Annotated in this window: 25 protein-coding genes and 1 pseudogene; 6 read left to right on the top strand and 20 right to left on the bottom strand. The window is 40.5% G+C overall.

All coding sequences use genetic code 11. The annotated features are described in order from the left end of the window. Nucleotides 1-88: 88 nt before the first annotated feature. Nucleotides 89-1,471 (bottom strand): Na+/H+ antiporter NhaC, encoded by a 1,383-nt coding sequence (gene nhaC, locus BQ4305_RS18480; protein ID WP_110929210.1) that lies wholly within the window; start codon nt 1,469-1,471, stop codon nt 89-91. Nucleotides 1,472-1,718: 247 nt separating this feature from the next. On the opposite strand from nhaC, the gene BQ4305_RS18475 reads away from it, so the two are divergent. Continuing rightward, nucleotides 1,719-2,471, top strand: coding sequence for a YqjF family protein (locus BQ4305_RS18475; protein ID WP_110929209.1), 753 nt, complete (start codon nt 1,719-1,721; stop codon nt 2,469-2,471). Nucleotides 2,472-2,506: 35 nt separating this feature from the next. Here the strand turns inward: BQ4305_RS18475 and BQ4305_RS18470 are convergent, their stop codons facing one another. After that, entirely contained in the window at nt 2,507-4,081 is a 1,575-nt protein-coding gene (locus BQ4305_RS18470) for a peptide chain release factor 3 (protein ID WP_324611602.1), read from the bottom strand. A gap of 694 nt (nt 4,082-4,775) precedes the next feature. Here BQ4305_RS18470 and BQ4305_RS18465 point away from each other — a divergent pair. Further along, complete coding sequence (locus BQ4305_RS18465; RefSeq protein WP_110929207.1) at nt 4,776-4,979, top strand: cold-shock protein; 204 nt, start codon at nt 4,776-4,778, stop codon at nt 4,977-4,979. Nucleotides 4,980-5,202: 223 nt separating this feature from the next. Beyond that, entirely contained in the window at nt 5,203-5,619 is a 417-nt protein-coding gene (locus tag BQ4305_RS18460; RefSeq protein WP_110929206.1) for an organic hydroperoxide resistance protein, read from the top strand. Nucleotides 5,620-5,715: 96 nt separating this feature from the next. Here BQ4305_RS18460 and BQ4305_RS18455 read toward each other — a convergent pair. Beyond that, nucleotides 5,716-6,186 (bottom strand): annotated as a pseudogene (locus BQ4305_RS18455) (sugar O-acetyltransferase); the annotation flags it as partial. Between the two features lie 277 nt (nt 6,187-6,463). Between BQ4305_RS18455 and BQ4305_RS18450 the strand changes: the two are divergent. From BQ4305_RS18450 to BQ4305_RS18440, 3 genes are all read left to right on the top strand, one after another. After that, nucleotides 6,464-6,751 carry a hypothetical protein gene (locus tag BQ4305_RS18450; RefSeq protein WP_110929205.1) on the top strand — a complete coding sequence of 96 codons (288 nt, stop codon included), beginning with the start codon at nt 6,464-6,466 and terminating at the stop codon, nt 6,749-6,751. A gap of 27 nt (nt 6,752-6,778) precedes the next feature. Then, nucleotides 6,779-7,558, top strand: a complete 780-nt coding sequence (gene yidC, locus BQ4305_RS18445; RefSeq protein ID WP_110929204.1) for a membrane protein insertase YidC — start codon at nt 6,779-6,781, stop codon at nt 7,556-7,558. 242 nt (nt 7,559-7,800) lie between these two features. Next, nucleotides 7,801-8,229 carry a pyridoxamine 5'-phosphate oxidase family protein gene (locus BQ4305_RS18440; protein WP_110929203.1) on the top strand — a complete coding sequence of 143 codons (429 nt, stop codon included), beginning with the start codon at nt 7,801-7,803 and terminating at the stop codon, nt 8,227-8,229. 212 nt (nt 8,230-8,441) lie between these two features. On the opposite strand, the gene ltrA (BQ4305_RS18430) is transcribed toward BQ4305_RS18440, so the two are convergent. From ltrA (BQ4305_RS18430) to BQ4305_RS18350, 17 genes are all read right to left on the bottom strand, one after another. After that, nucleotides 8,442-9,701: a group II intron reverse transcriptase/maturase gene (gene ltrA / locus BQ4305_RS18430; RefSeq protein ID WP_110926455.1), complete on the bottom strand. Its 1,260-nt coding sequence runs from the start codon at nt 9,699-9,701 to the stop codon at nt 8,442-8,444. Nucleotides 9,702-9,859: 158 nt separating this feature from the next. Next, the gene (locus BQ4305_RS21675; RefSeq protein WP_199880500.1) at nt 9,860-10,030 is read right to left on the bottom strand and encodes a hypothetical protein; all 171 of its coding nucleotides are present in this window, start codon (nt 10,028-10,030) and stop codon (nt 9,860-9,862) included. Nucleotides 10,031-10,326: 296 nt separating this feature from the next. Beyond that, a complete protein-coding gene (gene ltrA, locus BQ4305_RS18420; protein WP_110926134.1) occupies nt 10,327-11,586 on the bottom strand; it encodes a group II intron reverse transcriptase/maturase in 1,260 nt (419 codons plus the stop codon). 158 nt (nt 11,587-11,744) lie between these two features. Next, nucleotides 11,745-11,915 (bottom strand): hypothetical protein, encoded by a 171-nt coding sequence (locus BQ4305_RS21670; RefSeq protein ID WP_199880500.1) that lies wholly within the window; start codon nt 11,913-11,915, stop codon nt 11,745-11,747. Between the two features lie 275 nt (nt 11,916-12,190). After that, nucleotides 12,191-13,237: a M42 family metallopeptidase gene (locus BQ4305_RS18410; RefSeq protein ID WP_110929201.1), complete on the bottom strand. Its 1,047-nt coding sequence runs from the start codon at nt 13,235-13,237 to the stop codon at nt 12,191-12,193. A gap of 95 nt (nt 13,238-13,332) precedes the next feature. Next, complete coding sequence (locus BQ4305_RS21665; RefSeq protein ID WP_199880754.1) at nt 13,333-13,476, bottom strand: hypothetical protein; 144 nt, start codon at nt 13,474-13,476, stop codon at nt 13,333-13,335. A gap of 30 nt (nt 13,477-13,506) precedes the next feature. Beyond that, the gene (locus BQ4305_RS18405; protein WP_110929200.1) at nt 13,507-13,698 is read right to left on the bottom strand and encodes a hypothetical protein; all 192 of its coding nucleotides are present in this window, start codon (nt 13,696-13,698) and stop codon (nt 13,507-13,509) included. A gap of 146 nt (nt 13,699-13,844) precedes the next feature. Further along, nucleotides 13,845-15,605 (bottom strand): oligopeptide ABC transporter substrate-binding protein, encoded by a 1,761-nt coding sequence (gene opp4A, locus BQ4305_RS18400; RefSeq protein WP_110929199.1) that lies wholly within the window; start codon nt 15,603-15,605, stop codon nt 13,845-13,847. 18 nt (nt 15,606-15,623) lie between these two features. Beyond that, nucleotides 15,624-16,529 (bottom strand): ABC transporter permease, encoded by a 906-nt coding sequence (locus tag BQ4305_RS18395; protein ID WP_110929198.1) that lies wholly within the window; start codon nt 16,527-16,529, stop codon nt 15,624-15,626. A gap of 16 nt (nt 16,530-16,545) precedes the next feature. After that, nucleotides 16,546-17,511, bottom strand: a complete 966-nt coding sequence (gene opp4B / locus BQ4305_RS18390; protein ID WP_110929197.1) for an oligopeptide ABC transporter permease — start codon at nt 17,509-17,511, stop codon at nt 16,546-16,548. Between the two features lie 12 nt (nt 17,512-17,523). Next, nucleotides 17,524-18,450 carry an ABC transporter ATP-binding protein gene (locus BQ4305_RS18385; protein ID WP_110929196.1) on the bottom strand — a complete coding sequence of 309 codons (927 nt, stop codon included), beginning with the start codon at nt 18,448-18,450 and terminating at the stop codon, nt 17,524-17,526. Continuing rightward, entirely contained in the window at nt 18,431-19,453 is a 1,023-nt protein-coding gene (locus BQ4305_RS18380; protein WP_110929195.1) for an ABC transporter ATP-binding protein, read from the bottom strand. Before BQ4305_RS18380 ends, BQ4305_RS18385 begins: the two co-directional genes overlap by 20 nt. A gap of 432 nt (nt 19,454-19,885) precedes the next feature. Next, nucleotides 19,886-20,404: an acyl-CoA thioesterase gene (locus tag BQ4305_RS18375; RefSeq protein ID WP_110929194.1), complete on the bottom strand. Its 519-nt coding sequence runs from the start codon at nt 20,402-20,404 to the stop codon at nt 19,886-19,888. 126 nt (nt 20,405-20,530) lie between these two features. Next, a complete protein-coding gene (locus BQ4305_RS18370; RefSeq protein ID WP_407640175.1) occupies nt 20,531-21,088 on the bottom strand; it encodes a M15 family metallopeptidase in 558 nt (185 codons plus the stop codon). 268 nt (nt 21,089-21,356) lie between these two features. Then, nucleotides 21,357-22,115: an IS21-like element helper ATPase IstB gene (gene istB, locus BQ4305_RS18365; RefSeq protein WP_110927700.1), complete on the bottom strand. Its 759-nt coding sequence runs from the start codon at nt 22,113-22,115 to the stop codon at nt 21,357-21,359. After that, nucleotides 22,112-23,635, bottom strand: a complete 1,524-nt coding sequence (istA, locus tag BQ4305_RS18360; RefSeq protein WP_234396927.1) for an IS21 family transposase — start codon at nt 23,633-23,635, stop codon at nt 22,112-22,114. The genes istB and istA overlap by 4 nt, the downstream gene beginning before the upstream one ends. Before the next feature lie 113 nt (nt 23,636-23,748). Then, complete coding sequence (locus BQ4305_RS18350; protein ID WP_110929193.1) at nt 23,749-24,435, bottom strand: SGNH/GDSL hydrolase family protein; 687 nt, start codon at nt 24,433-24,435, stop codon at nt 23,749-23,751. Nucleotides 24,436-24,478: the final 43 nt, after the last annotated feature.

Below are 24,478 nucleotides of genomic sequence, written 5' to 3'. Positions count from 1 at the left end.
TGTATATGCAATTCTTATATTGCTCCTCATCGACAAATACTTAAAACCAGCTCGATATCAGTCCTTATCACTATTGGAAACAGGCTGCTCAGTTATGCTTCTTGTGAATACCGATTCCTGTGAGACCGCTTAGAAGGCTCAAGACTGGACTTACTAGACAAAATATCGCAAAAGGCAAGTAATCTAATGTTGCTACGCCCAGCACTTTTGTTAAGAATACACCGCAGACTCCCCACGGGATAAGCGGATTAATCACTGTACCTGAGTCTTCCAGAACTCTCGCCAGCGTCTTCCGCTGAAGGCCCAGTCTGTCATAGTGATCCGCAAAGGCTCTCCCAGGCAGAAGGATGGATAGATATTGTTCACCGACACTTACGTTAACACCTATACCAGAGATAATGGTAACTCCTATCAGCCTTCTAGTAGTTGTTAATGCTCTTTGAACAGCCATCAAAATGGAAGGAATGATACCCAGCTGAAACAGAAGCCCGCCCATCCCCAGTGCCAGAAGGACCAAGGAAATCGAAAACATCATGCTCTCGATTCCCCCTCTTGTCAGGATGGAATCGAGCTGCTCGACACCGCTGTTCATGACATAGCCGCTAAACAAGATTTCGGCAATTTGGGCTATGCTTATATCTGACAGAAACAGTGTAATGATACATGCAGAAACAACACCCCCAGCCAGAGTCATCAGCGCAGGTACTCTTCTCAGTGCCAGAATGGCAACAACGATGAAAGGAATAAGACTCCATGGACTGACTACCGCTTCTTCCAGAAGAAGATTGTTAAGCTTTGTCAGCTCCTCCATATTAATGCTCCCTGCATTCGGTGAGAGAATCCAAAATAGTATAAATGTGATAATAAAACCGGGCAGTGTGGTCCACATCATATTTTTTATATGTTCAAAAAGCGGTACACCGACTGTTTCCGAAGCAAGATTGGTTGTATCCGAAACCGGCGACATTTTATCTCCAAGAAAGGCACCAGATATGATTGCACCGGCAGTTATTTCCAGGGAAATATCCATAGCGGAAGCCATTCCTATAAAAGCAACACCTAACGTTGCAGCCGTTGTCAAGGAACTGCCAATACAAAGCCCCAAAATTGAAGTTATAATAAATACGATAGCATAAAAGGAATTTCCGGAAATGATGGACAGGCCATAGTGCATAATGGTTGGGATAGTGCCGCCGGCCATCCAGGCAGCAATCAGCATGCCAATCAGGAAAAAGATATAAATTGCTCCAAGACCTGATGCAGCTCCTTTTATAAGAGCCGATTCCATATCTGAAAACGAAAGACCTTTCCATTTTCCATATAAAAACAAAAAGAAAATGGAAGCAGCAATTGGGATATGCGGCCCTTGTCCATATTGAATTATCCCAATTCCGATTATTAATAAAAGGAACGTTAAAATACTTAAAGCTTCAATAACGGGAAGCTTTAGCTTTGCATCCTCTACAAACATAAATATATCCCCATTTCAACTAATATTTATACATACTAACACACTTTTAAGCGTTAAAGCACTATATCAATATAACGACTTTTATCCTTCTTGTCAAAGTTTAATAGATTTTCTCCTTATTATTTATAAAGACAGATAAGATTATTATAAAACGGTAAGGGTATCTTAACTATATAAAAGCTGAGTAAACTAAGCATACTTTTAGATGTTTTAAGAACTAGCCACAGCTTTTGGGGGGATTTATTTTATGAATAGCAGCAAACATTGGGAATTTCAAGAAACAGAGCACCGGCCCTTCCCTATGCCAGACTCCAATTGGGCCATGACACAAGTATGGAATGATGTTTTTTTTGCTCATTGGCCTTGTGAACCCGAAAAAATAAAAAAATTGCTTCCTGAATCTATTGAACTGGATACCTTTAATGGCACAGCTTGGATCAGTTTGGTTTCCTTTCATATTACTGATTTCAGATTCAGGTATCTTCCCCCCATCCCGCACCTGAACTTTGTGCCGGAACTTAATGTAAGGACGTATGTGATCAACAAAGGAATTCCATCCATTTATTTTTTCAGTCTTGATACGACTAGGTATTCTGCCGTATTAGGGGCAAGACTGGGGACCGGACTTCCTTACCGTAAAGCAAAAATGGGAATGGAAACGGGCCGAGACAGACACGTTACCTTCAAAAGCAGTTTTACAAAAGCAGGAAACCAGGAGGATTTCCGTGCCTCCTATCAGCCTGGTCCTAAAATGTATGAGCCTGAGAAAGAGTCTCTTGAGTTTTGGCTTCTGGAGCGATACCGCCTCTATAGTTTTCAAAGAAACCAACTGGTGTATATTGATATTCACCATGACCAATGGAAGATATCAGATGTGAGAGCAGATATAAAAGAAAACACGATGGCCCCCTGTCTGCTGCCTCAGACTGATAAGGCACCCTCACTCATGCACTACGCAAGAAGAAGACATTGCTTTTTCTATCCGATAAAAAAAGCATAAAAAGGATCCACATGCATGCATGCGGATCCTTTCCCTTATTTAATATCCATAGGATTATACAATTCTACATCCGGATTCTTATCTTGGAACCAACGTAAAGCAAATTCATTTTCAAAGAGGAAAGCATACTTATCATACCGGTCTTTAACCAAGATGCTGCGGGAACTGTGAAGGTTTTCGTCAACCTTTTCATCGGCCGCCCATCGTGTTAATTTGCCTCCCATCCTTTCCATGATTACTTCAACGTTGTATTCATTTCTCATTCTATGCTCGAACACTTCAAATTGAAGCTGCCCAACTGCGCCGAGAAGATATTCTTCCATCCTTATGGTTTTGAAAAGCTGGATGGCTCCTTCTTGGACCAACTGATTAATTCCTTTATGGAAATGCTTCTGCTTCATTACGTTCTTCGCCGTTACTCTTACGAACAATTCAGGTGTGAATTGAGGAAGCCTTTCAAATTGATACATATCTTTGCTCGTTGTGATCGTATCACCAATTTGATAATTACCAGTATCATAAAGACCGATAATATCTCCGCTTACAGCCTCATTCACTGTATTTCGGTCATCTGCCATGAATTGAGTAGAGGAAGACAGATTGATAGGCTTACCGGTCCTGCTCAAGTTAACGCTCATTCCCCGCTCAAATTTACCGGAACAAATACGTAAAAACGCAATTCGGTCTCTATGTTTAGGGTTCATGTTAGCCTGGATTTTGAAAATAAAACCGGAAAAATCCTTTGATTCCGGATCAACTTCTCCGCTTGTAGAGGTTCTTGGCTGCGGAGCTGGTGCAAATTGCAGATAAGCATCCAAAAAGGTCTGTACACCAAATGCTGTCAGCGCACTGCCGAAAAATACCGGACTTAACTGGCCGGATGCAATTTTTTCCTCAGAAAAAGGATTTCCCGCTTCAGATAAAAGAAGAATTTCTTCCATTGTTTGCTCATATAAAGAGGATTCCTTCAGCTCATGTCCTCCATCAAGTTCTCCTTCATCATTCAGAGCAAGAAAACGTTCGTCGCCCTCTGTTTTGAATTGTTCAATCCGGTTGTTGAAACGGTCATATATTCCGATAAAGTCTTTCCCCATCCCGATTGGCCAATTCATTGGATACGTCTCAATCCCAAGGACTTCTTCCAACTCGGCAAGCAGGTCCAGCGGTGCTTTCCCCTGTCGGTCCAGCTTATTAATAAATGTGAAAATAGGAATTCCCCGCATCCTGCAGACCTTGAATAATTTTACGGTTTGATCTTCGATTCCTTTTGCTGAATCGACAATCATGACCGCACTATCCACTGCCATCAGGGTTCTGTATGTATCTTCACTGAAATCCTGGTGACCCGGTGTATCTAAAATGTTTACCCGAAAGTCTTCATAATCAAATTGCATAACGGAAGAGGTAACAGAAATTCCCCGCTGCTTCTCGATTTCCATCCAGTCACTTGTTGCGTATTTTCCTGTTTTCCGGGCTTTTACTGTACCCGCATCCCGAATAGCGCCCCCAAAAAGCAGCAGCTTTTCCGTTAAAGTCGTTTTCCCCGCATCCGGGTGAGAGATAATGGCAAAGGTCCGTCTAGACTGGACCTCTTCTTTAAGGTTGCTCATAATACGTTCCTTTCGTTTTAAAAATTTTCTGGTTGCTTATAAATATATAAAGTTCAGCCCTTGTTTACATTGGAGTCCCCTTTTTCAAAATGAGATAAGATTCCTTAACTGCTTGCTGAGCACTTCATCTTTTTAACTAATCTATTTTACCATGATATGAAATCGAATGTATAGAAAGCAAACAGAGGAATTCAAGAAAAGCGCAATAAAAAAAGACGCATCAGCGCCCTTTCTTTTTGCTTATTCTTTTTTTTATTTCCCTGAATATGATGGGTGCTGCAAATACGAGCGCCCTCTTCATTAATGTTCTCATTTATTGTGCACTCCTTTTAAAATCAGCTAGTTCTCTTTACCCGTATAAAAGAACCAAAAAACATCCAGCCTGCATGTCCAAAACAAAAAGAAATTTGCTGTCCTTTTAGTTTACCAAAACAAAATTAAGGGTATACGAGAAATAAATGAAAGATGAATAAATTCTATATAATCGGCAAGCATATGGAAATAAGCGGATATGCCCACTGTTTCTATATTGAGATTTCAAAAGGTCTGCTATATAATTTTTATATAGGAACTATCAGAAAAATTCGCATATTAGCAACTACCTTATCCATTAAGATGGTTGCTAATGTGTGAATATTCATATCCCTGAACATTCACCATTAATCTTTTTTTATTTTTTAGGAGGATTCATTGAATGACAGTTACAGGTAAAGTAAAATGGTTTAACAGTGAAAAAGGCTTTGGTTTTATTGAAGTACCAGGAGAAAATGACGTATTTGTTCATTTTTCAGCTATTCAAGGAGAAGGTTTCAAAACTCTTGATGAAGGCCAAGATGTTGAATTTGAAATCGAAGAAGGCAATCGCGGACCTCAAGCTAAAAATGTAGTAAAACTATAAAAAATGTATGGATTAGTACATTGTGAAAAGGCTGCCGGTAAATTCGGCAGTCCTTTTTGCGTTCTCATTCATACCCAGCCAAAAAAATCTTTTTACTGCTTAAACGGGAGAGTCTTTATCATACTCATGCAAAAATGAATATTTTAAATATTAACTCGGCAGCTTGTTTAATTACGTAAAAAAAGGGAATCAGAATTATATCGTGACAAAGGAGCTGATGAAGATGGAAGCATTATATACAGGAAAAGTAAAAGCCAGCGGCGGACGTGAAGGACATGTAAAATCTGAAGATGGATTAATCGACTTTGATGTAAGAATGCCGAAAGCATTAGGCGGTTCTGGCGAAAAAGCCACCAATCCTGAACAATTATTTGCAGCAGGTTTTGCGGCGTGCTTTGACGGGGCACTAAATCTTACCCTCCAAAAAGCCAAAGTTAAAGCAAATACTGAAGTAACTGCAAATGTTTCAATTGGGAAAGATCTGCAGAATGACGGACTCATGCTTGGAGTAGAGCTCGAAATATCTATACCTGAATTAAGCCGGGAGGAAGCTGAAAAGTATGTACAGCAGGCACATCAAACCTGCCCCTATTCAAAAGCAACCCGCGGTAATATTGATGTGACCCTGCACGTAGTATAAAAGTTTGTGCAGATTCATCCATTTTGGACATAAAGTCAACCAAAGGGCGGCACAGCAGCCGCCCTTTTCACTTTTATTTTTCTATTCCTCGATTTCTTTGATGATTTTCGCAGGATTTCCCCCGACAGCCACATGATCAGGGACATCCTTGGTTACGACGGCTCCGGAAGCAATCACCGCATTATGACCAATTTTGACTCCAAGATTAATAATGGCTCTCCCGCCAATCCAGACATTATCGCCTATTATGACCGGAATGCCGTATTCTGCTCCTGTATTTCTTTCCGCTGCATTTATAGGGTGAGTCGCTGTATAACTGTGCACACCTGGTGCAAAAAAACAGTTGTCACCAATACGAATTTCGCATACATCCAGAAAGACACAGTCAAAATTGGCAAAGAAATTTTCACCAACATGGATATTATAGCCATAATCACAGCGAAAGGACGGTTCTATGTATAAGTTTTCGCCAGTAAAGCCAAACAGTCTTTTCAATAATGCAGTTCGTTCCTGTTCTTTGGTTTCCGGCGACTCATTGAATAATCTGGTTAATTTTCTTGCATTCATCCTATCTTCTGTAATTGTAGGTCAGCTGCATGATAAAGTTCTCCATTTAACATTTTTTCCTTTTCATTTTTCATCAACTTCTTCACCCTATCCCCATTTCTTACTTCACTTCCTATTATAATCCATTACTTTCCAATCCCTTTGCTTAATTTTTTTTTATAAGTAAAAAATCTTTCCTGTTTTTGTCCAAAATTTGATATAGTGTATAATATCATTTTAATAAACATCACTCTTTTTATTTAGAATTTCAAAATTACAATAAAAATGGGGCAAATTCATGTTGGAAATATTAATCGAATTAGATTACCAGGCCATCCGGCAAGCTCTGATGGCTGCCTATTTGTTATCCATGGTCTTTCCCCTGGCTGCCTTCTTTTTTGTTTCCGGGCAAAATAATGCTTTTAAAGAAAATAATGTTGAAAATCTGGCAGGAAAATTGTCAGGACATCAGCCTGTCTCACGTCATGTCTTTGACCGACGCGGAATGCAGCGTTTCTTTACCTTGTTCCGTATCAAGCAGACGCCGGGAGATCCTGACGATATCCCTTTCCTTCTCACTCATTAAACATAACAATTAAGAGGAGGAAATGGATTGAAAAAAATTGCAGGTTTACTATTCATAACGGTCTTATTGTCAGGTTGTTCCGCAAACACGGGAGGCGACGGCTTTTTCCATAGATACTTTGTTTCCCCGCTCATTCAGCTGCTTGAATTCAATGCGGATTTATTTCATGGGAATTACGGATGGGGAATCATTTTGGCTACCTTGATGATTAGACTCGTGTTAATGCCGTTAACAGCTAAACAGTATAAAAATCAGGCAGCCATGAAAAAGAAAATGGAAGCCTTTAAACCAGAAATGACTGTGATTCAGGAGAAAATTAAGCAGACACAGGATCCATCCAAAAAAGCTGAATTACAGCAAGAAATGTTTCAGCTCTATAAAAAGCATGGCGTGAACCCTTTAAATATGGGCTGCTTGCCTATGCTGATTCAGATGCCGATTTTAATGGGTTTTTATTACGCTATTAAAAGTTCTCATGAAATTGCCACACATAATTTCCTATGGTACAGCCTTGGTCAGGCAGACATCATTATGGCATTGGTTGCCGGTTTGATTTATTACTTCCAATTCAGACTTTCACTAAATCAAATGCCAGCGGAACAGCAAGGACAAATGAAATTCATGGGTCTGCTGTCTCCATTGATGATTTTGTTTATTTCTTTTTCTGCTCCTGCTGCCCTGCCGCTTTACTGGTCGGCCAGCGGTATATTCTTGATCATCCAAACGATCATTTTGCAAAAAGTGTACAAACGTGATACAGCCGTTGTCACTCAGGAATCTTCAGGAACTCCTGTAAAAAAAGGATAATAAGGACTTATCTTAAATGGTAAGCATAACAGGCACCGAGATCTTCTCGGTGCCTTTTTATGGCTCAAAACAGATCACTGCCTCTCTAATTTAATTTTCCCGGCTGACAATATTTACTGTTTATAGATTTTATAGAAATATATTTTTGATATTCTTGCTTCCGTGTTTAAGTGCAATCCAAATGAGGAACAGTAATAGTGGACACCGCTTCTATTCAATGAGGGATTAAGGAGGAAATCGACATGGACCAACAGGAATTAAAGGAAAAGATACTCGGAATCTTAAATGAAAGCCGTACCGGGGTGTTATCAACAATTGAAAACGATAAGCCTCATTCACGGTACATGACCTTCATACATGAAGATGACGGTCTCACTATATATACTCCAACCAGCAAGAAAACTGAAAAAGTGGATGAAATTGAAAAAAACCCGCACGTTCATATCCTTTTAGGATACAGCGGAGAAGGCTTGAAAGATTCATATGTCGAAATTGCCGGCACATCAAAAATCAATGATTCACAAGATTTGAAACAAAAATATTGGAGTGATTCTTTCAAACCTTGGTTTGAGGGTCCAGAAGATCCCGATTATATATTTCTTCAAATCAAACCCGAAAGTATACGTCTAATGAACAATAACGGCAATACGCCAGCGGAACTTGAACTATAACTTTTAAGGAGGGATTTCAAATGAAAAAAGAAGAAATCAAAAAATCCGATTCAGTTGAACAAAAGGAAAAGAAAAAGGACGATAAAGATATCAGCGCACAAAGAGACCCGGATAAAAACGACAGCCCTAAATAAAAAAATCGAGTAGGAGGGGGTGATTAACCCCCGACCTCTCACACCACCGTACGTACCGTTCGGTATACGGCGGTTCCATTAAGTTTGACGCAGAAATTCATATCGATTATATAAACTTTTCAACCCTCGGTGACTCCAATACAAGTTATTGAGGGTTTTGTGTAAGATTGGACTACAGGCTATTCTCCAATATTTCTTTCTGGAGTTTCCCCATTCATATGCCTTTTGGTCAGGGACACCTAGACCTTTGAGTTTTCTTACTCTTGTCCTCGGTTTCTTCCATTGTTTCCATTCAAGCATACGGAGTCTCCGTCTAATCCACTCATCAAATTCTTTAAATTTACTTGGTGTATCAGCCAATGCAAAATATCCACACCATCCCGTTAGATATTGATTTAGTTTCTCGATTCTAACTTCCATAGGAATTTGTTTAGAACGGGAGGTTAACTCCCGTATTTTAGCCTTAAGCCTTTTAATACTTTCATTGGCTATTCGAACCTTCGGTTTCTTATTGACCGTAAAGCTAAAGCCAAGAAACTTTCGTTTCCACGGGCGATCAACTGCTGACTTTTCTCTATTTACTTTGAGCTTTAATTTCTGCTCAATAAAGCATGTAATTGAGTTCATCACTCGTTCTCCAGCTTTCTTCGATTTCATGTAAATATTACAATCATCGGCGTAGCGGACAAACTTGTGACCTCTCCTTTCTAACTCTTTATCAAGTTTATCCAAAAGGATATTCGAAAGAAGGGGGCTCAGTGGACCTCCTTGTGGTGTTCCTTCTTCTGCATCATAGACTACACCATTCATCATAATTCCTGCTTGGAGATATTTCCGTATAAGTTTCAAGACCAGCCGGTCTTGGATTCTACTTGCTAATATCCCCATTAACTTATCATGATTGACTCTATCAAAGAATTTCTCCAAGTCCATGTCAATCACCCATCTATAACCTTCACTTATATATTCCCTTGCTTTACGAACCGCATCATGACCTCTTCTATTTGGTCTAAACCCATAACTATGTTCTGAGAAGGTTGGGTCAAGAAGTGGGGTTAGAACTTGGGCGATAGCCTGTTGAATGAACCGGTCTGTCACGGTAGGTATTCCTAGTAATCTTACTCCACCGTTCGGTTTCGGGATTTCGACTCGACGGACTGGGTTAGGTTGATAGGTACCTTCCCTTAATGAATCACAAAGAGTTTCCCAGTTCTCATAGAGATGTCTTCGTAGGGATTTTACGGACATTCCATCTATGCCGTGACTCCCTTTGTTCTTCTCCACACGTTTAAGTGCTTCTATTAAGTTTTCCCGTGACAGAATCAGATCCATTAACATGTGATATTTCCTTTCGACGTGAACGTAGAAATCTAATTATGTTATTCCTGCTCCACCCTCATGAAGTCCCCTGTGGAATTCACCACTTCCTCCTTCAAGTAAGTCCTTTCGGATTGTCTGCTTCTATACAGGAATTATATGCCTAGTTCTCGTTCTTCCTAATAGTTCAGTCCTTCCCATTCCATCTCGAGTTGGAATGGTACTATGACCTCGGCTGACTTCTGATTGTTCAGCTGTCCATCGCTGGATAGGTTACCAAGGGAACTTGGCGTTCCAATCAGACCTCCCCGGGTAAGAGTACAGTCTTTCCCTCCATCTATCTGCTTCATTTACTCTGTACCACCTTCGGCAGTAAGGACTTCGTTTTGTTGTGCAAACTCATCCAATGGTACCTAGCCTTATATGAAGTTCGTGTTCCTCAGACCGGAGGTTTGCCGCTCGCTTCCTTCAGATTCTGCGTCACCACAGACACCCTTGCGTTAAGCTAACCATTACTACTGCCTTCATGGTTCGGGACTCTCACCCTATAGACTGCACCCATGCCGGGNAAAATCGAGTAGGAGGGGGTGATTAACCCCCGACCTCTCACACCACCGTACGTACCGTTCGGTATACGGCGGTTCCATTAAGTTTGACGCAGAAATTCATATCGATTATATAAACTTTTCAACCCTCGGTGACTCCAATACAAGTTATTGAGGGTTTTGTGTAAGATTGGACTACAGGCTATTCTCCAATATTTCTTTCTGGAGTTTCCCCATTCATATGCCTTTTGGTCAGGGACACCTAGACCTTTGAGTTTTCTTACTCTTGTCCTCGGTTTCTTCCATTGTTTCCATTCAAGCATACGGAGTCTCCGTCTAATCCACTCATCAAATTCTTTAAATTTACTTGGTGTATCAGCCAATGCAAAATATCCACACCATCCCGTTAGATATTGATTTAGTTTCTCGATTCTAACTTCCATAGGAATTTGTTTAGAACGGGAGGTTAACTCCCGTATTTTAGCCTTAAACCTTTTAATACTTTCATTGGCTATTCGAACCTTCGGTTTCTTATTGACCGTAAAGCTAAAGCCAAGAAACTTTCGTTTCCACGGGCGATCAACTGCTGACTTTTCTCTATTTACTTTGAGCTTTAATTTCTGCTCAATAAAGCATGTAATTGAGTTCATCACTCGTTCTCCAGCTTTCTTCGATTTCATGTAAATATTACAATCATCGGCGTAGCGGACAAACTTGTGACCTCTCCTTTCTAACTCTTTATCAAGTTTATCCAAAAGGATATTCGAAAGAAGGGGGCTCAGTGGACCTCCTTGTGGTGTTCCTTCTTCTGCATCATAGACTACACCATTCATCATAATTCCTGCTTGGAGATATTTCCGTATAAGTTTCAAGACCAGCCGGTCTTGGATTCTACTTGCTAATATCCCCATTAACTTATCATGATTGACTCTATCAAAGAATTTCTCCAAGTCCATGTCAATCACCCATCTATAACCTTCACTTATATATTCCCTTGCTTTACGAACCGCATCATGACCTCTTCTATTTGGTCTAAACCCATAACTATGTTCTGAGAAGGTTGGGTCAAGAAGTGGGGTTAGAACTTGGGCGATAGCCTGTTGAATGAACCGGTCTGTCACGGTAGGTATTCCTAGTAATCTTACTCCACCGTTCGGTTTCGGGATTTCGACTCGACGGACTGGGTTAGGTTGATAGGTACCTTCCCTTAATGAATCACAAAGAGTTTCCCAGTTCTCATAGAGATGTCTTCGTAGGGATTTTACGGACATTCCATCTATGCCGTGACTCCCTTTGTTCTTCTCCACACGTTTAAGTGCTTCTATTAAGTTTTCCCGTGACAGAATCAGATCCATTAACATGTGATATTTCCTTTCGACGTGAACGTAGAAATCTAATTATGTTATTCCTGCTCCACCCTCATGAAGTCCCCTGTGGAATTCACCACTTCCTCCTTCAAGTAAGTCCTTTCGGATTGTCTGCTTCTATACAGGAATTATATGCCTAGTTCTCGTTCTTCTTAATAGTTCAGTCCTTCCCATTCCATCTCGAGTTGGAATGGTACTATGACCTCGGCTGACTTCTGATTGTTCAGCTGTCCATCGCTGGATAGGTTACCAAGGGAACTTGGCGTTCCAATCAGACCTCCCCGGGTAAGAGTACAGTCTTTCCCTCCATCTATCTGCTTCATTTACTCTGTACCACCTTCGGCAGTAAGGACTTCGTTTTGTTGTGCAAACTCATCCAATGGTACCTAGCCTTATATGAAGTTCGTGTTCCTCAGACCGGAGGTTTGCCGCTCGCTTCCTTCAGATTCTGCGTCACCACAGACACCCTTGCGTTAAGCTAACCATTACTACTGCCTTCATGGTTCGGGACTCTCACCCTATAGACTGCACCCATGCCGGGCGCACACAGAAAGCGCTCGGTCATATCGGCCGGGCGTCTTCTGTTCTGTTGGAAGGTTCAAACCATCTCTGACTGTAAATAATGAAAGATAAGCCCTGCAGTATGTTTTAACGAAGTGACATGTGTTCTCTCAAAGGCATGCGAAGCATCAATACCCGGCCCAATCAAAGCATGAGCCACATCGTATCCCGCTCTTACAGCAGCAGATGCGTCTGATCCGTAATAAGGATAAATATCCACACGGTAATCAATTCCATTCACCTTTGCCAGTTCAACCAGATGCTGTCTTAACTTGTAGTGATAGGGACCGGAAGAATCTTTGGCACAGATGGAAACACTATACTCGTCCGTACTCTGGCCCTCTCCTATGGCTCCCATATCAACCGCCAGATACTCAGCTGTTTCTGCCGGAATATTAGAATTCCCTCCATACCCGATTTCTTCATTGTTTGATATTAGAAAGTGTGTTGTATGGGAGAGTGTTAATTTTCCGTCTTGAATAAGATCAATAATATGAAGCAGAATCCCAACGCTCGCCTTATCATCTAAATGCCTTGATTTCAAAAATCCGCTGTCGGTTATGACAGTCCGAGGTTCAAATGAAACAAAATCCCCTACAGAAATCCCTAAAGCTTCTGTGTCTTCTTTTGTGCGTACGGGTTCATCAATTCTTACTTCGATCGTATCATCGTCCCTCTTAACGTCACCGGCATTTTTATACACATGTACAGAAGTTTGATTAATCAAAATCGTTCCTGTAATGATTTCTCCATCCGCTTTATGGATTTTACAATATTCCCCTTCTGCAGAATTCCAGCGAAATCCGCCAATCATAGTCAATTTCAAACGGCCGCCCGGCTTAATTTCCTTGACCATCGCTCCAAGTGTATCGACATGAGCCGTTAATAACCGATGCCTGCTGTTATCAGTTCCTGGCAAAGTGGCAAGCAAAGCACCTTTATTCGTCAGCTGATAAGATACTTCTTTTTGATCCAATACCTCTGCCACATAGGCGATCGCCCTCTCTGTAAACCCTGAGGGACTCGGAATTTCGACTAAATCTTTTATGTAAGTAACCATTTGCTTTTCATTTATACTATTCATAACTCTCACTCCTTTCCCTTTATTATACTTCTTTTCTGAAGAAACTGTCATTGACGTAAAATAAAACCGCTGCATAACGACTGCAGCGGTTTTCCTTAGACCGTTTTATCTAAAACAATTAATGCAACCATGAGCAATGATGGGATGCCATATAGCAAAAGGTTATGTGTATGCACCCTTGCAGACCATTTCGTTCTCCAGGTATCATAACGTTCTTCCTTTTCACCAGTGTATTCCATTGATAATTCTCCTCCTTCTTGCTGTTAGTCTTAAAATAGCTGCCTTTGTTTATTCGTCATTTCCTGCATCATTTCTAAAAAGGCAATTCTCTTTTCATCCGGATAATTTACAATGTCATCTACAATTTCCTGCTCAACGGGCTTAAGCAAACGATTCAGAACGGCTGTGAACAAGATTTCCAGCTCTCTTCTCGTGTTCTCAGGATCCCTTACTTCGCTCATGATCGTGCTCCCTTCCTGATTCTTCCTCTATAAAATATATAACCGTTCTGTTACAGACTCAAACACTATAATTTTTTGTACAAATGATTTCTTTAATAGTTAAAAAGACGGCTCCCCTATGGAAACCGCCTTTTCTTATTCTGATCTTACTTGGCATCATCAACTGATACGTTGTACCATGCCCATTCACGTTCAGCATTAAAGTCGAAGTTCTTTACTCGATCATTTACTCCAACAAGCCTGTAACGGAATAAAGTCGGGATCAGAGGAGCTTCTTCATGAATCAGCTCCTGCCACTGATTATAGACATCAACCCGATAATCTTCATCAAAGGCTTTTTCAGAGATGCCTTGCTTCAATAATTCATCATTTTTTTCATTTGTCCAGCGCGTATAGTTAAATGGCGCCTCTCTTGCCCATATACCAGATGGATCTGGATCAGAGGCCACGCCCCATGCGGCGGAAAATACATCCACTTTGTCATCGTCTTTTTCAATCTTATCATAGAAGGAGTTAAATTCATGCAGGCGGCCGTCCATTAAATCGATATCCAGGCCGACATCCTGCCATTGCTGAATATAATACTTGGCAAGCGGCTCGGCAATGCCGTCACCGCTCATTGCTGCAAAATTCAGCTTGAACTCCTTGCCGTCCGGATCTTCACGCATTCCGTCATTATTAACGTCTTTATATCCAGCCTCGTCCAATAATTCATTAGCTTTTTCTTTGTCATATTCATACGGCTTCAGCTCTTTATTATTATATTTGAAGTTAGGCGTGATCGCTGAATTTGCCGGGAAGCGAAGACCCTTGTACATTTTTTCGCCGACTTCTTTGTTGTCAATCGCATAGGCCATTGCCTGACGCAGACGCTTATCTTGAAGCTTAGGATTATCCATGACATTTTCGCCTTTTTTTGCATCATAATGGCCCAATTTAAATCCAATATAACTATAAGCAAGATCTACTTTTCCAATCAATTCAACATTATCCAGCTTGTCCGCCTGCTCATAAAGATCTGCCGTCACTTCAGCAACATCAACATCCCCATTTTCTAATGACTTCACTACAGTAGCCGGATTAACCACTTTTAATGTGACGCCGTCCAATTTTGGTCGGCCGCGCCAATAATCTTCATTAGCTTCAAACTCAACGGACTCACCCTGAACGATTTTCTTCACTTTAAACGGACCGAATCCAATTGGATTTTTGCGGATTTTATCAGAGGATTCCAAATCCTTGATCGCTACGTCCTTTAAATATTCCTTATGCAGCGGGTTAGTCCATAACCCTGTCAGCACAGAAGGGTTGGCTTCTTTAAATGTGATGGAAATTTTATTTCCATCCGCTTTAATTCCGGAAATAGTATCCGCTTTCCCTTGATGGTATTCTTCCATCCCTTCAATCATTGCCATTTGCGAATCATAACGCGGACCTTTATAATCCGGGCTTCCTAATACAAGATACGCGTATTCAAGATCAGCTCCAGTCACAGGCTTGCCGTCCTGCCAGTTTACATTATCTTTAATGGTCAGAGTAATCGTTTTGTTATCCTCAGAAAGTTCGTAAGTGGCAGCCCCTTCATTGGTGAAAACGTAATCGTCATCCGTGTCCAACAGCTGCTCATCAAAGAATCGGATAACCTGATTATCTGGGTCTCCTTCATAAAATACATAATTCAGCAATCCTTCAAAAGGTGTATCGGAAACAAGGCCATAAGTGATAGAACCGCCTTCTGCCGCATTCTCATCCACTGCTGTTTTGGTTGGGAAAGAAGCCGTATCGGCCTTTTCTGATTCTCCTTTTTTCCCTTCATTCTTGCCGGCTTCATCAGAGTTACAGGCTGCCAGCAATAATGCGGAAATACCAATTGCGCTCAGTACTTTAAAATATCCTTTAGACTTCATGAAATATTCCTCCCCTTTTTATCCTCTTCTTTGTCTTGCGTCAACCGCACGCTTCAGTGCCTGGCCAATAAAATTTATACTCAGCATCAAAATCAAAATCATGACTGATGCGGGTATCCAAATCCACCATTTATTCTCTAACACATCCGGGTTTGTTGCGTAACTGATCAGTGTTCCCAAACTCGGTGTGCTTTCAGGTAGTCCGAAACCAAGAAATGTCAAACTTGTTTCCAGACCGATATTGCCTGCCAGATTCAGAATAAAATTAACTATTATGATAGAGCTGACATTGGGAAGCACCTGGAAAAGAATGATCTTCCAATGAGGAGTTCCCAGGGTCTGGGAGGCATGTACATAATCCAGTTCCCTTTCAGCCAGTACCTTCGATCGAATAATCCTCGTTTTTCCCATCCAGAGAAACAAGGTCATGATCAGTACAAAAGTAATCACGTTGAACTTAGGAACAACTACGGCCAAGACAACGATAAACATAATGGTTGGCAGCGATAAGAAGAAATCAGTCAGGCGCATTATGGCGTTATCGATAAAACCGCCGAAATACCCAGACAGCAAACCTAAAGTCAGACCGATAATAGCTGTAAAGGTTGTCACAAGCAAACTAATTGTAAAAGAGTTTCTTGTGCCGATGATCAGCTGTCCAAATATGTCGCGCCCGCCATAATCCGTACCCAGCCAATGTTCAGCCGAGGGCGGCAAATAGATGGAGAAAAAGTCCACTCTTGCTATTTCTTTGGCATCCATGAATATGGAGGCTCCGTATACATAAATCAGGATGACAGCCAGCAGGATAAAAGAACCCAAAGCCAATTTATCTTTCTTTATCTCATTCCAAAAAATTTTCATGCCTGTTGGGCTGTCCGATTTCTTGGGTCTGTTTTCTTGTGATTCGATTTTCAATTCCATTTTACTCACCCTCTTCCTATTCAATCCGGATCCGCGGATCAACGATACTCAAGATGATGTCTGATATCAGTGTACCAATAAGAGTGGCAAATCCAAGCATCAGTACAATTGCCGTTACAACACTGAAATCCCTCAGTCCAATTGAGCTTAGGAACAGCTGTCCAAGTCCCGGATAGCTGTATATCGTTTCAATGATAACGGACCCGCTGACCAGGGTCGTAATTTCATAACCAAGAAGAGCCGCAATGGGCAGGAAGGAATTTCTGAAAATATGCCTTGAATAGATCTTCGCTTCAGGCACTCCTTTTGATCTAGCAGTTCTTACATAATCTTTAATTTTATTATCAATGACTTCATTTCGTAAATATTGAATAATGCTGGTTGTCGTGATTAAGGCCGTGCTCAATGCAGGAAGTATCACATGGTATAGCTTGCTCATCATATAAGCAAAGGTGCCTTCATCCACCTTCGAACTTACACTTCCTCCTGTCGGGAACAAATCAAGAGAAAATCCGAAAACAAATAGCATGATAAGTGCAAAAATAAATATTGGCGTTCCAAACCCTATGTAACTGTATCCGATAATGCCTTTATCGAGCCAGGAGTCCTCATATCGTCCGCTGAGAATTCCCATAGGTATAGCCAGGAGATAGGTGAATATGAAAGTAACAACAGCGAGCAGCACGGTATTGCCCAGCCGCTCCTGAATAACATCGACAACCGGCGTCTTGTGTGTATAGGAAATCCCGAAATCTCCCTGTACCGCATTCGTAACCCATCTGCCATATTGCTGATACCATGGATCATTCAGCCCAAGTTCTTCCCGTATTCTTTCATTTTCCTCAGGGTTCGCCTTTGGATTCATCTCTCTGCCTGACAGGGCATCGCCAGGCATGGCTTTAGCCAGTGCAAACACAATAAGACTGAGGATAAACAGCTGGGGAATCATTACTAAAAATCTTCTTATGATAAACTTCCACATTCCTTTAACCTCCTATGGTAATGCGACTCTATGTGTCGGAGAAACTGGTTTTAAATCGTAAACCCGCCCCGTTTCATCGAAATAACTGGCGTAGGACTGTTCATATTCACTGGCAACTTGTTTCCTCAGGTGTGCTTTCTTTTCCCGCTCGCCCGGCTCTAAATCGGGAATGGCAGCAATCAGCCTCTTCGTGTAAATATGCTGAGGGTTTTCATAAATTTCGCTGCTCTTCCCTTCTTCCACAAGTCTTCCTCTGAACATTACGCCCATTCGGTCACACATATGCCGGATAACACCAAGATCATGGCCCACAAATAGGTAAGTTAAATGGAACTCTTCCTGCAAATCCTGAAGGAAATTTAAGACTTGCGCCTGTACCGAGACATCAAGCGCTGAAACCGGTTCATCTGCGATAATAAGCTTCGGCTTTAGCGTCAGGGCCCTGGCTATTCCAATCCGCTGCCTCTGGCCGCCTGAAAATTCATGGGGATACTTATAAATAGATTCAGGATTCAGTCCAACTTTATCCAAATAATCCTGTACAATTCTTTTCTCTTCCCCAGGGGATAATTTTTCAAAGTTTCGAAGCGGTTCAGCAATGATATCCAGTACTCTTTTCTTTGGATTAAGCGAGGAGTAAGGATCTTGGAATATCATCTGAATATCTTTTCTGAAAGGCTTCAGGTCAGACCTGCTAATATGAGAAATATCTTTGCCTTCAAATGAAATGCGGCCTTCCGTTACATGATTAAGCTTCACAATAGCTTTTCCAGTTGTGGATTTCCCGCTTCCCGATTCCCCGACCAATCCATACGTTTCCCCTTGCTGCAGCTCAAAAGAAACACCGTCTACTGCTTTAATATGATCAACGACTCTGCGAAATAAGCCCCCCCGGATTGGAAAATGGACCTTCAGGTCATCAACTTTTAATAGCGTCATTTCTGATTGATTCTCCTTCATCCTGAAAATGGAAATGCTTATAACAGCTGCATCTTACAAAATGCCCCTTCTTAACTTCATGCAGTTCAGGTGCCTCTTCATGGGCTGCTTCAGATATCCAGGGGATTCTTTCTTTAAAACGGCAGCCCTCCCGTTTCATATTCGCGATAGAAGGGACAATTCCCTGTATGACGTGCAACCGATTTCGCTCAGTGCTGACAGAAGGTATCGAATTGAGGAGAGACCTTGTATAAGGGTGCAGCGGATTTTTAAAAATTCCCTCCACACTTCCTGTTTCCACAATCTGTCCGGCATACATCACAACAATCCGGTCTGCAACTTCAGCCACTACACTTAAATCATGTGTAATAAGCACGATGCCCATCTTCGTTTCTTTTTGAATTTCTTTTAATAGATCCAAGATTTGAGCCTGTATAGTTACATCCAAAGCAGTTGTCGGTTCATCGGCAATCACTAGGGAAGGATTGCAGGCGATCGCAATGGAGATCATAACCCTTTGTCTCATGCCGCCTGAAAGTTCATGAGGATATTGCTTGTAAGTCCGCTCAGGAAGATGGATTCCAACTTGCTTCAACAGCTCCAAAGCCTTTGCCTTTTTTTCCTCTTTGGATAGCTTCGTATGGTAATCAAGATTTTCTTCGATTTGCTTTCCGATTGTCATTAAGGGGTTCAAAGCTGTTAGAGGCTCCTGAAATATCATCCCAATTTCCTTGCCGCGGATTTTATTCATTTTAGATTCATTTACAGTAATTAAATCCTGACCTTTATAGCGAATGGCTCCCTCAGATTTCGTTCTTTTGCTATTATGTAATTGCATAATGGACAGAGCAAGAGCACTTTTTCCGCAGCCCGACTCTCCCACTACCGCTACAATTTCATTCTCATTAACTGTTAATGAGACATTGTCTACAGCGGCAAAAAAGTCGCCGCCAATCCGAAAAGAGGTAGTAAGGTTCTCAATCTCCAGGATCGCTTTATCCATATTTTGATCCCCCTCACTTTTTTTTAGGAAAATAATAAATTTTCTGATAATTATTATGAGTTTAATAAATTTTTAATGATTTTTCAATAGTTTTGTAAAAAAATATTGGTTTATTTTAAAAATATATACTTTTTTTCTTGAAAGTACCATTTTTGAATTTTGTGCCTATAGCTTGCTTTAGCTACGTTAAAATAAAATAAAAATCCAAAATATTTCTCCTTCTGACACCGCTCTTTCTTTTATACAAAAAAGGGAAAATTCTGTTTAATACTTTATATCGAAAAAGTAATTTTCTCTGCTTTAAATATCCCAGGATGAATAATTATATTCGATTCTTATTCTTATGAAGCAGATATTTTAGCACATAAAAAAGCATCAAATACCTTTGATCGGTATTTGATGCCTTTATAGTTACCCCTTGTATATATGAACTTATAAGGATGAAGGCAATTCAGCGCCAAGAGTATTCGCAATAAATTGAGTTTCTTTCCTTCTTTTCTTACGGACTTCTGCCCGTCCTTTTGCTGATTCATTAAGAGTTTTTTCAATTTCCGTTTCTGGTATTAATTTAGGAACCGGAATCGGTTTGCCATCTTTATCAATGGCCACAAATGTTAAAAAGGAAATGACACACAGGTTTTGCTCCCCGGTCACAAGATCTTCTGTTGTCACTTTAACGATAATTTCCATAGAAGTGCGCCCTGTATACGTTACAAAGCTTTCCAAACTCACTGCATCTCCAACTTGTATGGGATGCAGAAAATCTACTGAATCCGTAGAAGCTGTGACCACATCGCTTCGTGCATGCCTCATAGCTGAAATGGCTGCAACATCATCAATGTAGGACATTAATTTACCACCAAACATCGTACCAATATTATTCGCATCAGGCGGAAGTACCAAAGCTGTTTTTACTACTAGTGAATCCCTGCATTTCTTCGTTTCTGCCATGGTGAAAAACTCCTTTATTCTCCTTATTATTACTTGTTCACTTTATCCGAATTTCTTCATGAAATCAACAATCTCGCTCATTTTTTTAGAATCCGTTTTAGTTTTCTTACTTTAGCGGATTCCTATTCATTCACGGTTGCTCTCCGGCGGCTGTTTCCCTCGCTGCAATTCGCGCAAAGAAAGTCCAAAATCCATTTGCAGATGCGGGTAATCTTTAAACCTTACCCAATCTCCGCCCCATTCAAAACCCAGTCCTTTGGCAATTTCCACCACCTCATCCCAATCAGCACGGCCGTTGTTATTACCATCATAGTCTGTATCCCAAATAGGATTCCCTTCTTTGTTTAGCAGCGCAAAATCAATGGCGAGACCAAAATTATGAAGGGATTCACCCGCCTTTGCATAGGTGACGATTTCACCAGGTGCTTCTCTTCCTTTATTATATATTTTCGTTTGCTCTTCCCTGCTCCGATATCCGTCAGTTATAATCACCTGAATACCTTTGTCCTTTGCTTTTTTGATTAATTCATCCTTTTTTTCTGAAACAATCGGATTCAGTCCGTTTGGCAATTCAATCTCCTTAAGTTCCACCGGCCTTAAAAACTGACTCCATATCCAATAGAAAAAAGCAGCCAAAAAAGCTAAAAACATGATCGTCTTAAAAAAATTTTTCACTATCCGAATATGACCTCCTGTTGAATCCGTCCAGGACTGCTTTCCCTTAGATAAAAAATGTGATTTGCTTACAAAAACTAAAACCTGTATTGGTCCAGGATTCTATCCGTCAGTAAGTGGTAGCCTTTTGTTTTTGTCAATATTATATTGAGCCAGAGCGATCACTTTAAAAGTGAGCCACTTAGTGTCTGTTAACTCCCATATTTGGGAGTAGTTGGGTGTTTGGGTGCCTTGCCCCGGAGAGGGGCAAGACACCCAAACACCTCGCCCGCCGTTGTTACCCTTCGACAACTTCCCGATGTTGCATACTTTGACGGAATCTATAGGATTCTCCGTTAAGTAGGTGGATGTGCGATCGGTGCGTAAGGCGATCAAGTAATGCAGCGGTCATTTTATCGTCGCCAAATATGTTTGTCCATTCCGAGAATTCTAGATTAGTTGTAACAATAACGCTCGCGCGTTCATAACGACTTGAAAAGAATTGGAACAATAACTCTGCTCCAATTTTGGAGAAGGGGACATACCCTAACTCATCAACAATGATCAAATCAAATTTGAGCCACTTCTTCTCAAATGCCCCAAGCTTATGCTCCTCGTTGGCCATAAGTAATTCTTCTACTAACGCCGATGCTGTAATAAACTTAGTTTTATAACCATTTTGAATCATTTCTACCCCAAGAGCGATTGCCAAGTGAGTTTTACCAGTACCACTATTCCCCAAAAATATTAGATTTTCCTTTTTGTCTACGAATTCACCCTTAGCCATGGTGATAAAGCGGTTTCGATTCAAGCTTGGCATTAAGCTGAAATCATAGGTATCTAATGTTTTCTGGACAGGGAACGCAGCTTGCTTAAGTCTCCTCTGTCTCTGATTTTCTTCTCTTGTTTCTAATTCTGTTTCTAGTAATGCCAATAGGTATTCTTCATAACTTAGGTTTCTTTCCTCCGCTTCTCTAGCGAGAGAGCGATACTGTCTTCCGATTGTCGGCATTCTAAGTTGCTTTACAATATGATCTAGCATGATTTCTGCATTCATTTTGTCTGACCTCCAGTTAGTTGTTCATATTGAGCTACATTTGACTTTTTAACTTTATAGTCTAGCAGATTTGTAGGTGTCTTCTCTTTAGAGAGCTCGTGAGACTTCAAATGGTTATTCGTTAGCCTTTGGATGATTTCATGCACAACTTCATAACGAAAAACTTGTGCTTCCTCAGCCTCACTCAAGGCCTGTGTTAACTTTTCCATTCCAATTTCACGATGAAGGAGGAGAAGTCGTATGAACTTTCGATCTCCAATGGCTCCTTCTTGTTCTCTCATCTTCCGATGAAAACGCCTGAACACAGCTGGAATGTCAGAAGCTTGGAAAGCATGTGCATCACGTATCGCACGAGGCTTTTTTATCAACGCTTCTAGATAATGGTCCAATACAGTAATCATTTGATTTCGTTCATTTGAACGTAAATGTTCTGCGATCACTTGGTTTTGAGCCACAACGATCACTCGGTCGACAAAAATTTTTGCCCATACAGCTTGGCCGACATAACCACATGGGACAGAATACTGATTGGTTTCGATTGAGATTAGTGAAGTCTTGTTTACCTGACAAGAGACTAGCTTACAGGCTTCAAACCGTTGTTCAGGAAGTGGGTGAAGATATTCCTTTTCTTTAGCCCACATATCAGCGATTGTTTCTTTGGTATAAGGAACGGTTTTGCGTTCTGCCTCGTTAAAACACCAATCTTGTAAATAATCATTCAATTCATCTAGTGTCTGAACCTCCGGCTCAGGTACAAAGGCATTTCTTCTTACATAGCCTACCAATCCCTCTACACGTCCTTTTTCATTTCCAGATCTGACATTGCAGAACTCAGATTTGAATAGATAATGTGTTTGTAAGGCAAGAAATGATTCCTGTTCCAATCGGTCTCTACCTTGAAGGATTTTTACCACAGCTGTTTTTAAATTATCAAATAGACCTTCAGTTGGAACTCCTCCAAAAAATTCAAACGCATGAACAAATCCATCAAGGAAAGCTTCCTGTTTTTCATGAAGATAAGCTCTCACAAACCTTACACGACTTGCGGAAAGCTGAATGCAAAAGAGGTAAATACGTTTCTTTCGACCCTGTAGAATGATGTCCGCCTCTCCCCAGTCGAATTGGAATTGGTGGCCGAGTTGAAAATCAAGAGGAATGAAGACTTCCTGAAGCTTTTTTCTGCGTTTCCTTACTATTTTTCGTATATTAGATTCCGAACCTTCAAAGTCATATTCATTAACTAATCTGTTATATATATTGGTAGCCGTATGTTTCTGCTTACCCCATCGGTTGAGGTCATCCTCTAACCATTGGTCAATTATTGGTAATACCCGTTTTGTTTCTTCAGAATAATCTTTAGTACCACCATAGATTCTTTGGCGTTGTATGGTTGTTGGAGCTTCCTGTTCTTTTAAATACTTACTTACTGTATTCCTTGAAATACCAAGCTTTTTAGCTATTTGTCTTTGTGATAGTCCTTCTACCTCATGTAAGAATTTGATATTATAAAATTGAGCCATATCGATCATCCTTTGTGCCTCTCTCTAAAAGTGATAGTTTGGTCACTTTCAATCATAAGAGAGGTTATCAAAATTGGAAATCATGTGGCTCATTTTTTATGTGATCGAACCCTTCAAAAGTGGCTCAATATTAAATTATCAAATACACCTTTTTCGTTCAAATGAAGAGAATCACTGAAATAATCTTGTTTCTCTTTATTTTTAAAAAGATCGTTTGTTTCAATATAGAAAATCCGTTCATTTTGTCCGGCGATCTTTTTGATGGAAGCATCATAATCTTCAATATACTTTTCAATTTCATCATTCTCTTTGTACGGATTGTATAACCCCAGTACAAGGATACTGGCTTTATCATTTTCATTCAAAAGAATTGATGTAATCTTCTTCAGATTCTGAACGTATTCTTTTTTCTCTTGTTTAATTTGCTCTCCATGTATCTCTTTTAGATTTCCTCCATTACTGTTAATAAAATCATTTGTCCCGATAAAGACAATAAAATGATCTGCTTTATCCAGTTTCGTACGAATCATTTCCTTATCCAGCTGTTTCAAAACTCCTTCACTTTCCAGTCCTACAATCCCATAGTTCCAGATATGAATTTTTTTCTGATCCTGCTGATGATTCAATTCGTGTTCAAGCCCGTCAATATACCCTTCTCCCTCTTTGTCACCGTATCCATATGTAAGAGAATCTCCAAAGGCTATAACGATTTCATCATCCTTTAGTTTTTTTTGCTGATACTCAAACACCCCTGTGCAAATCAGTAAAACAATCCCTAACAAATATGTAATTTTCTTCATTTTTAATAACTCCCTTAGCTGATTTTAAAATCTGTGTCTTTTT

It is taken from the genome of Bacillus massiliglaciei (assembly GCF_900098925.1).
GTDB lineage: Bacteria > Bacillota > Bacilli > Bacillales > DSM-1321 > Peribacillus > Peribacillus massiliglaciei.
This window is presented reverse-complemented; position numbering and strand designations above follow the sequence as displayed.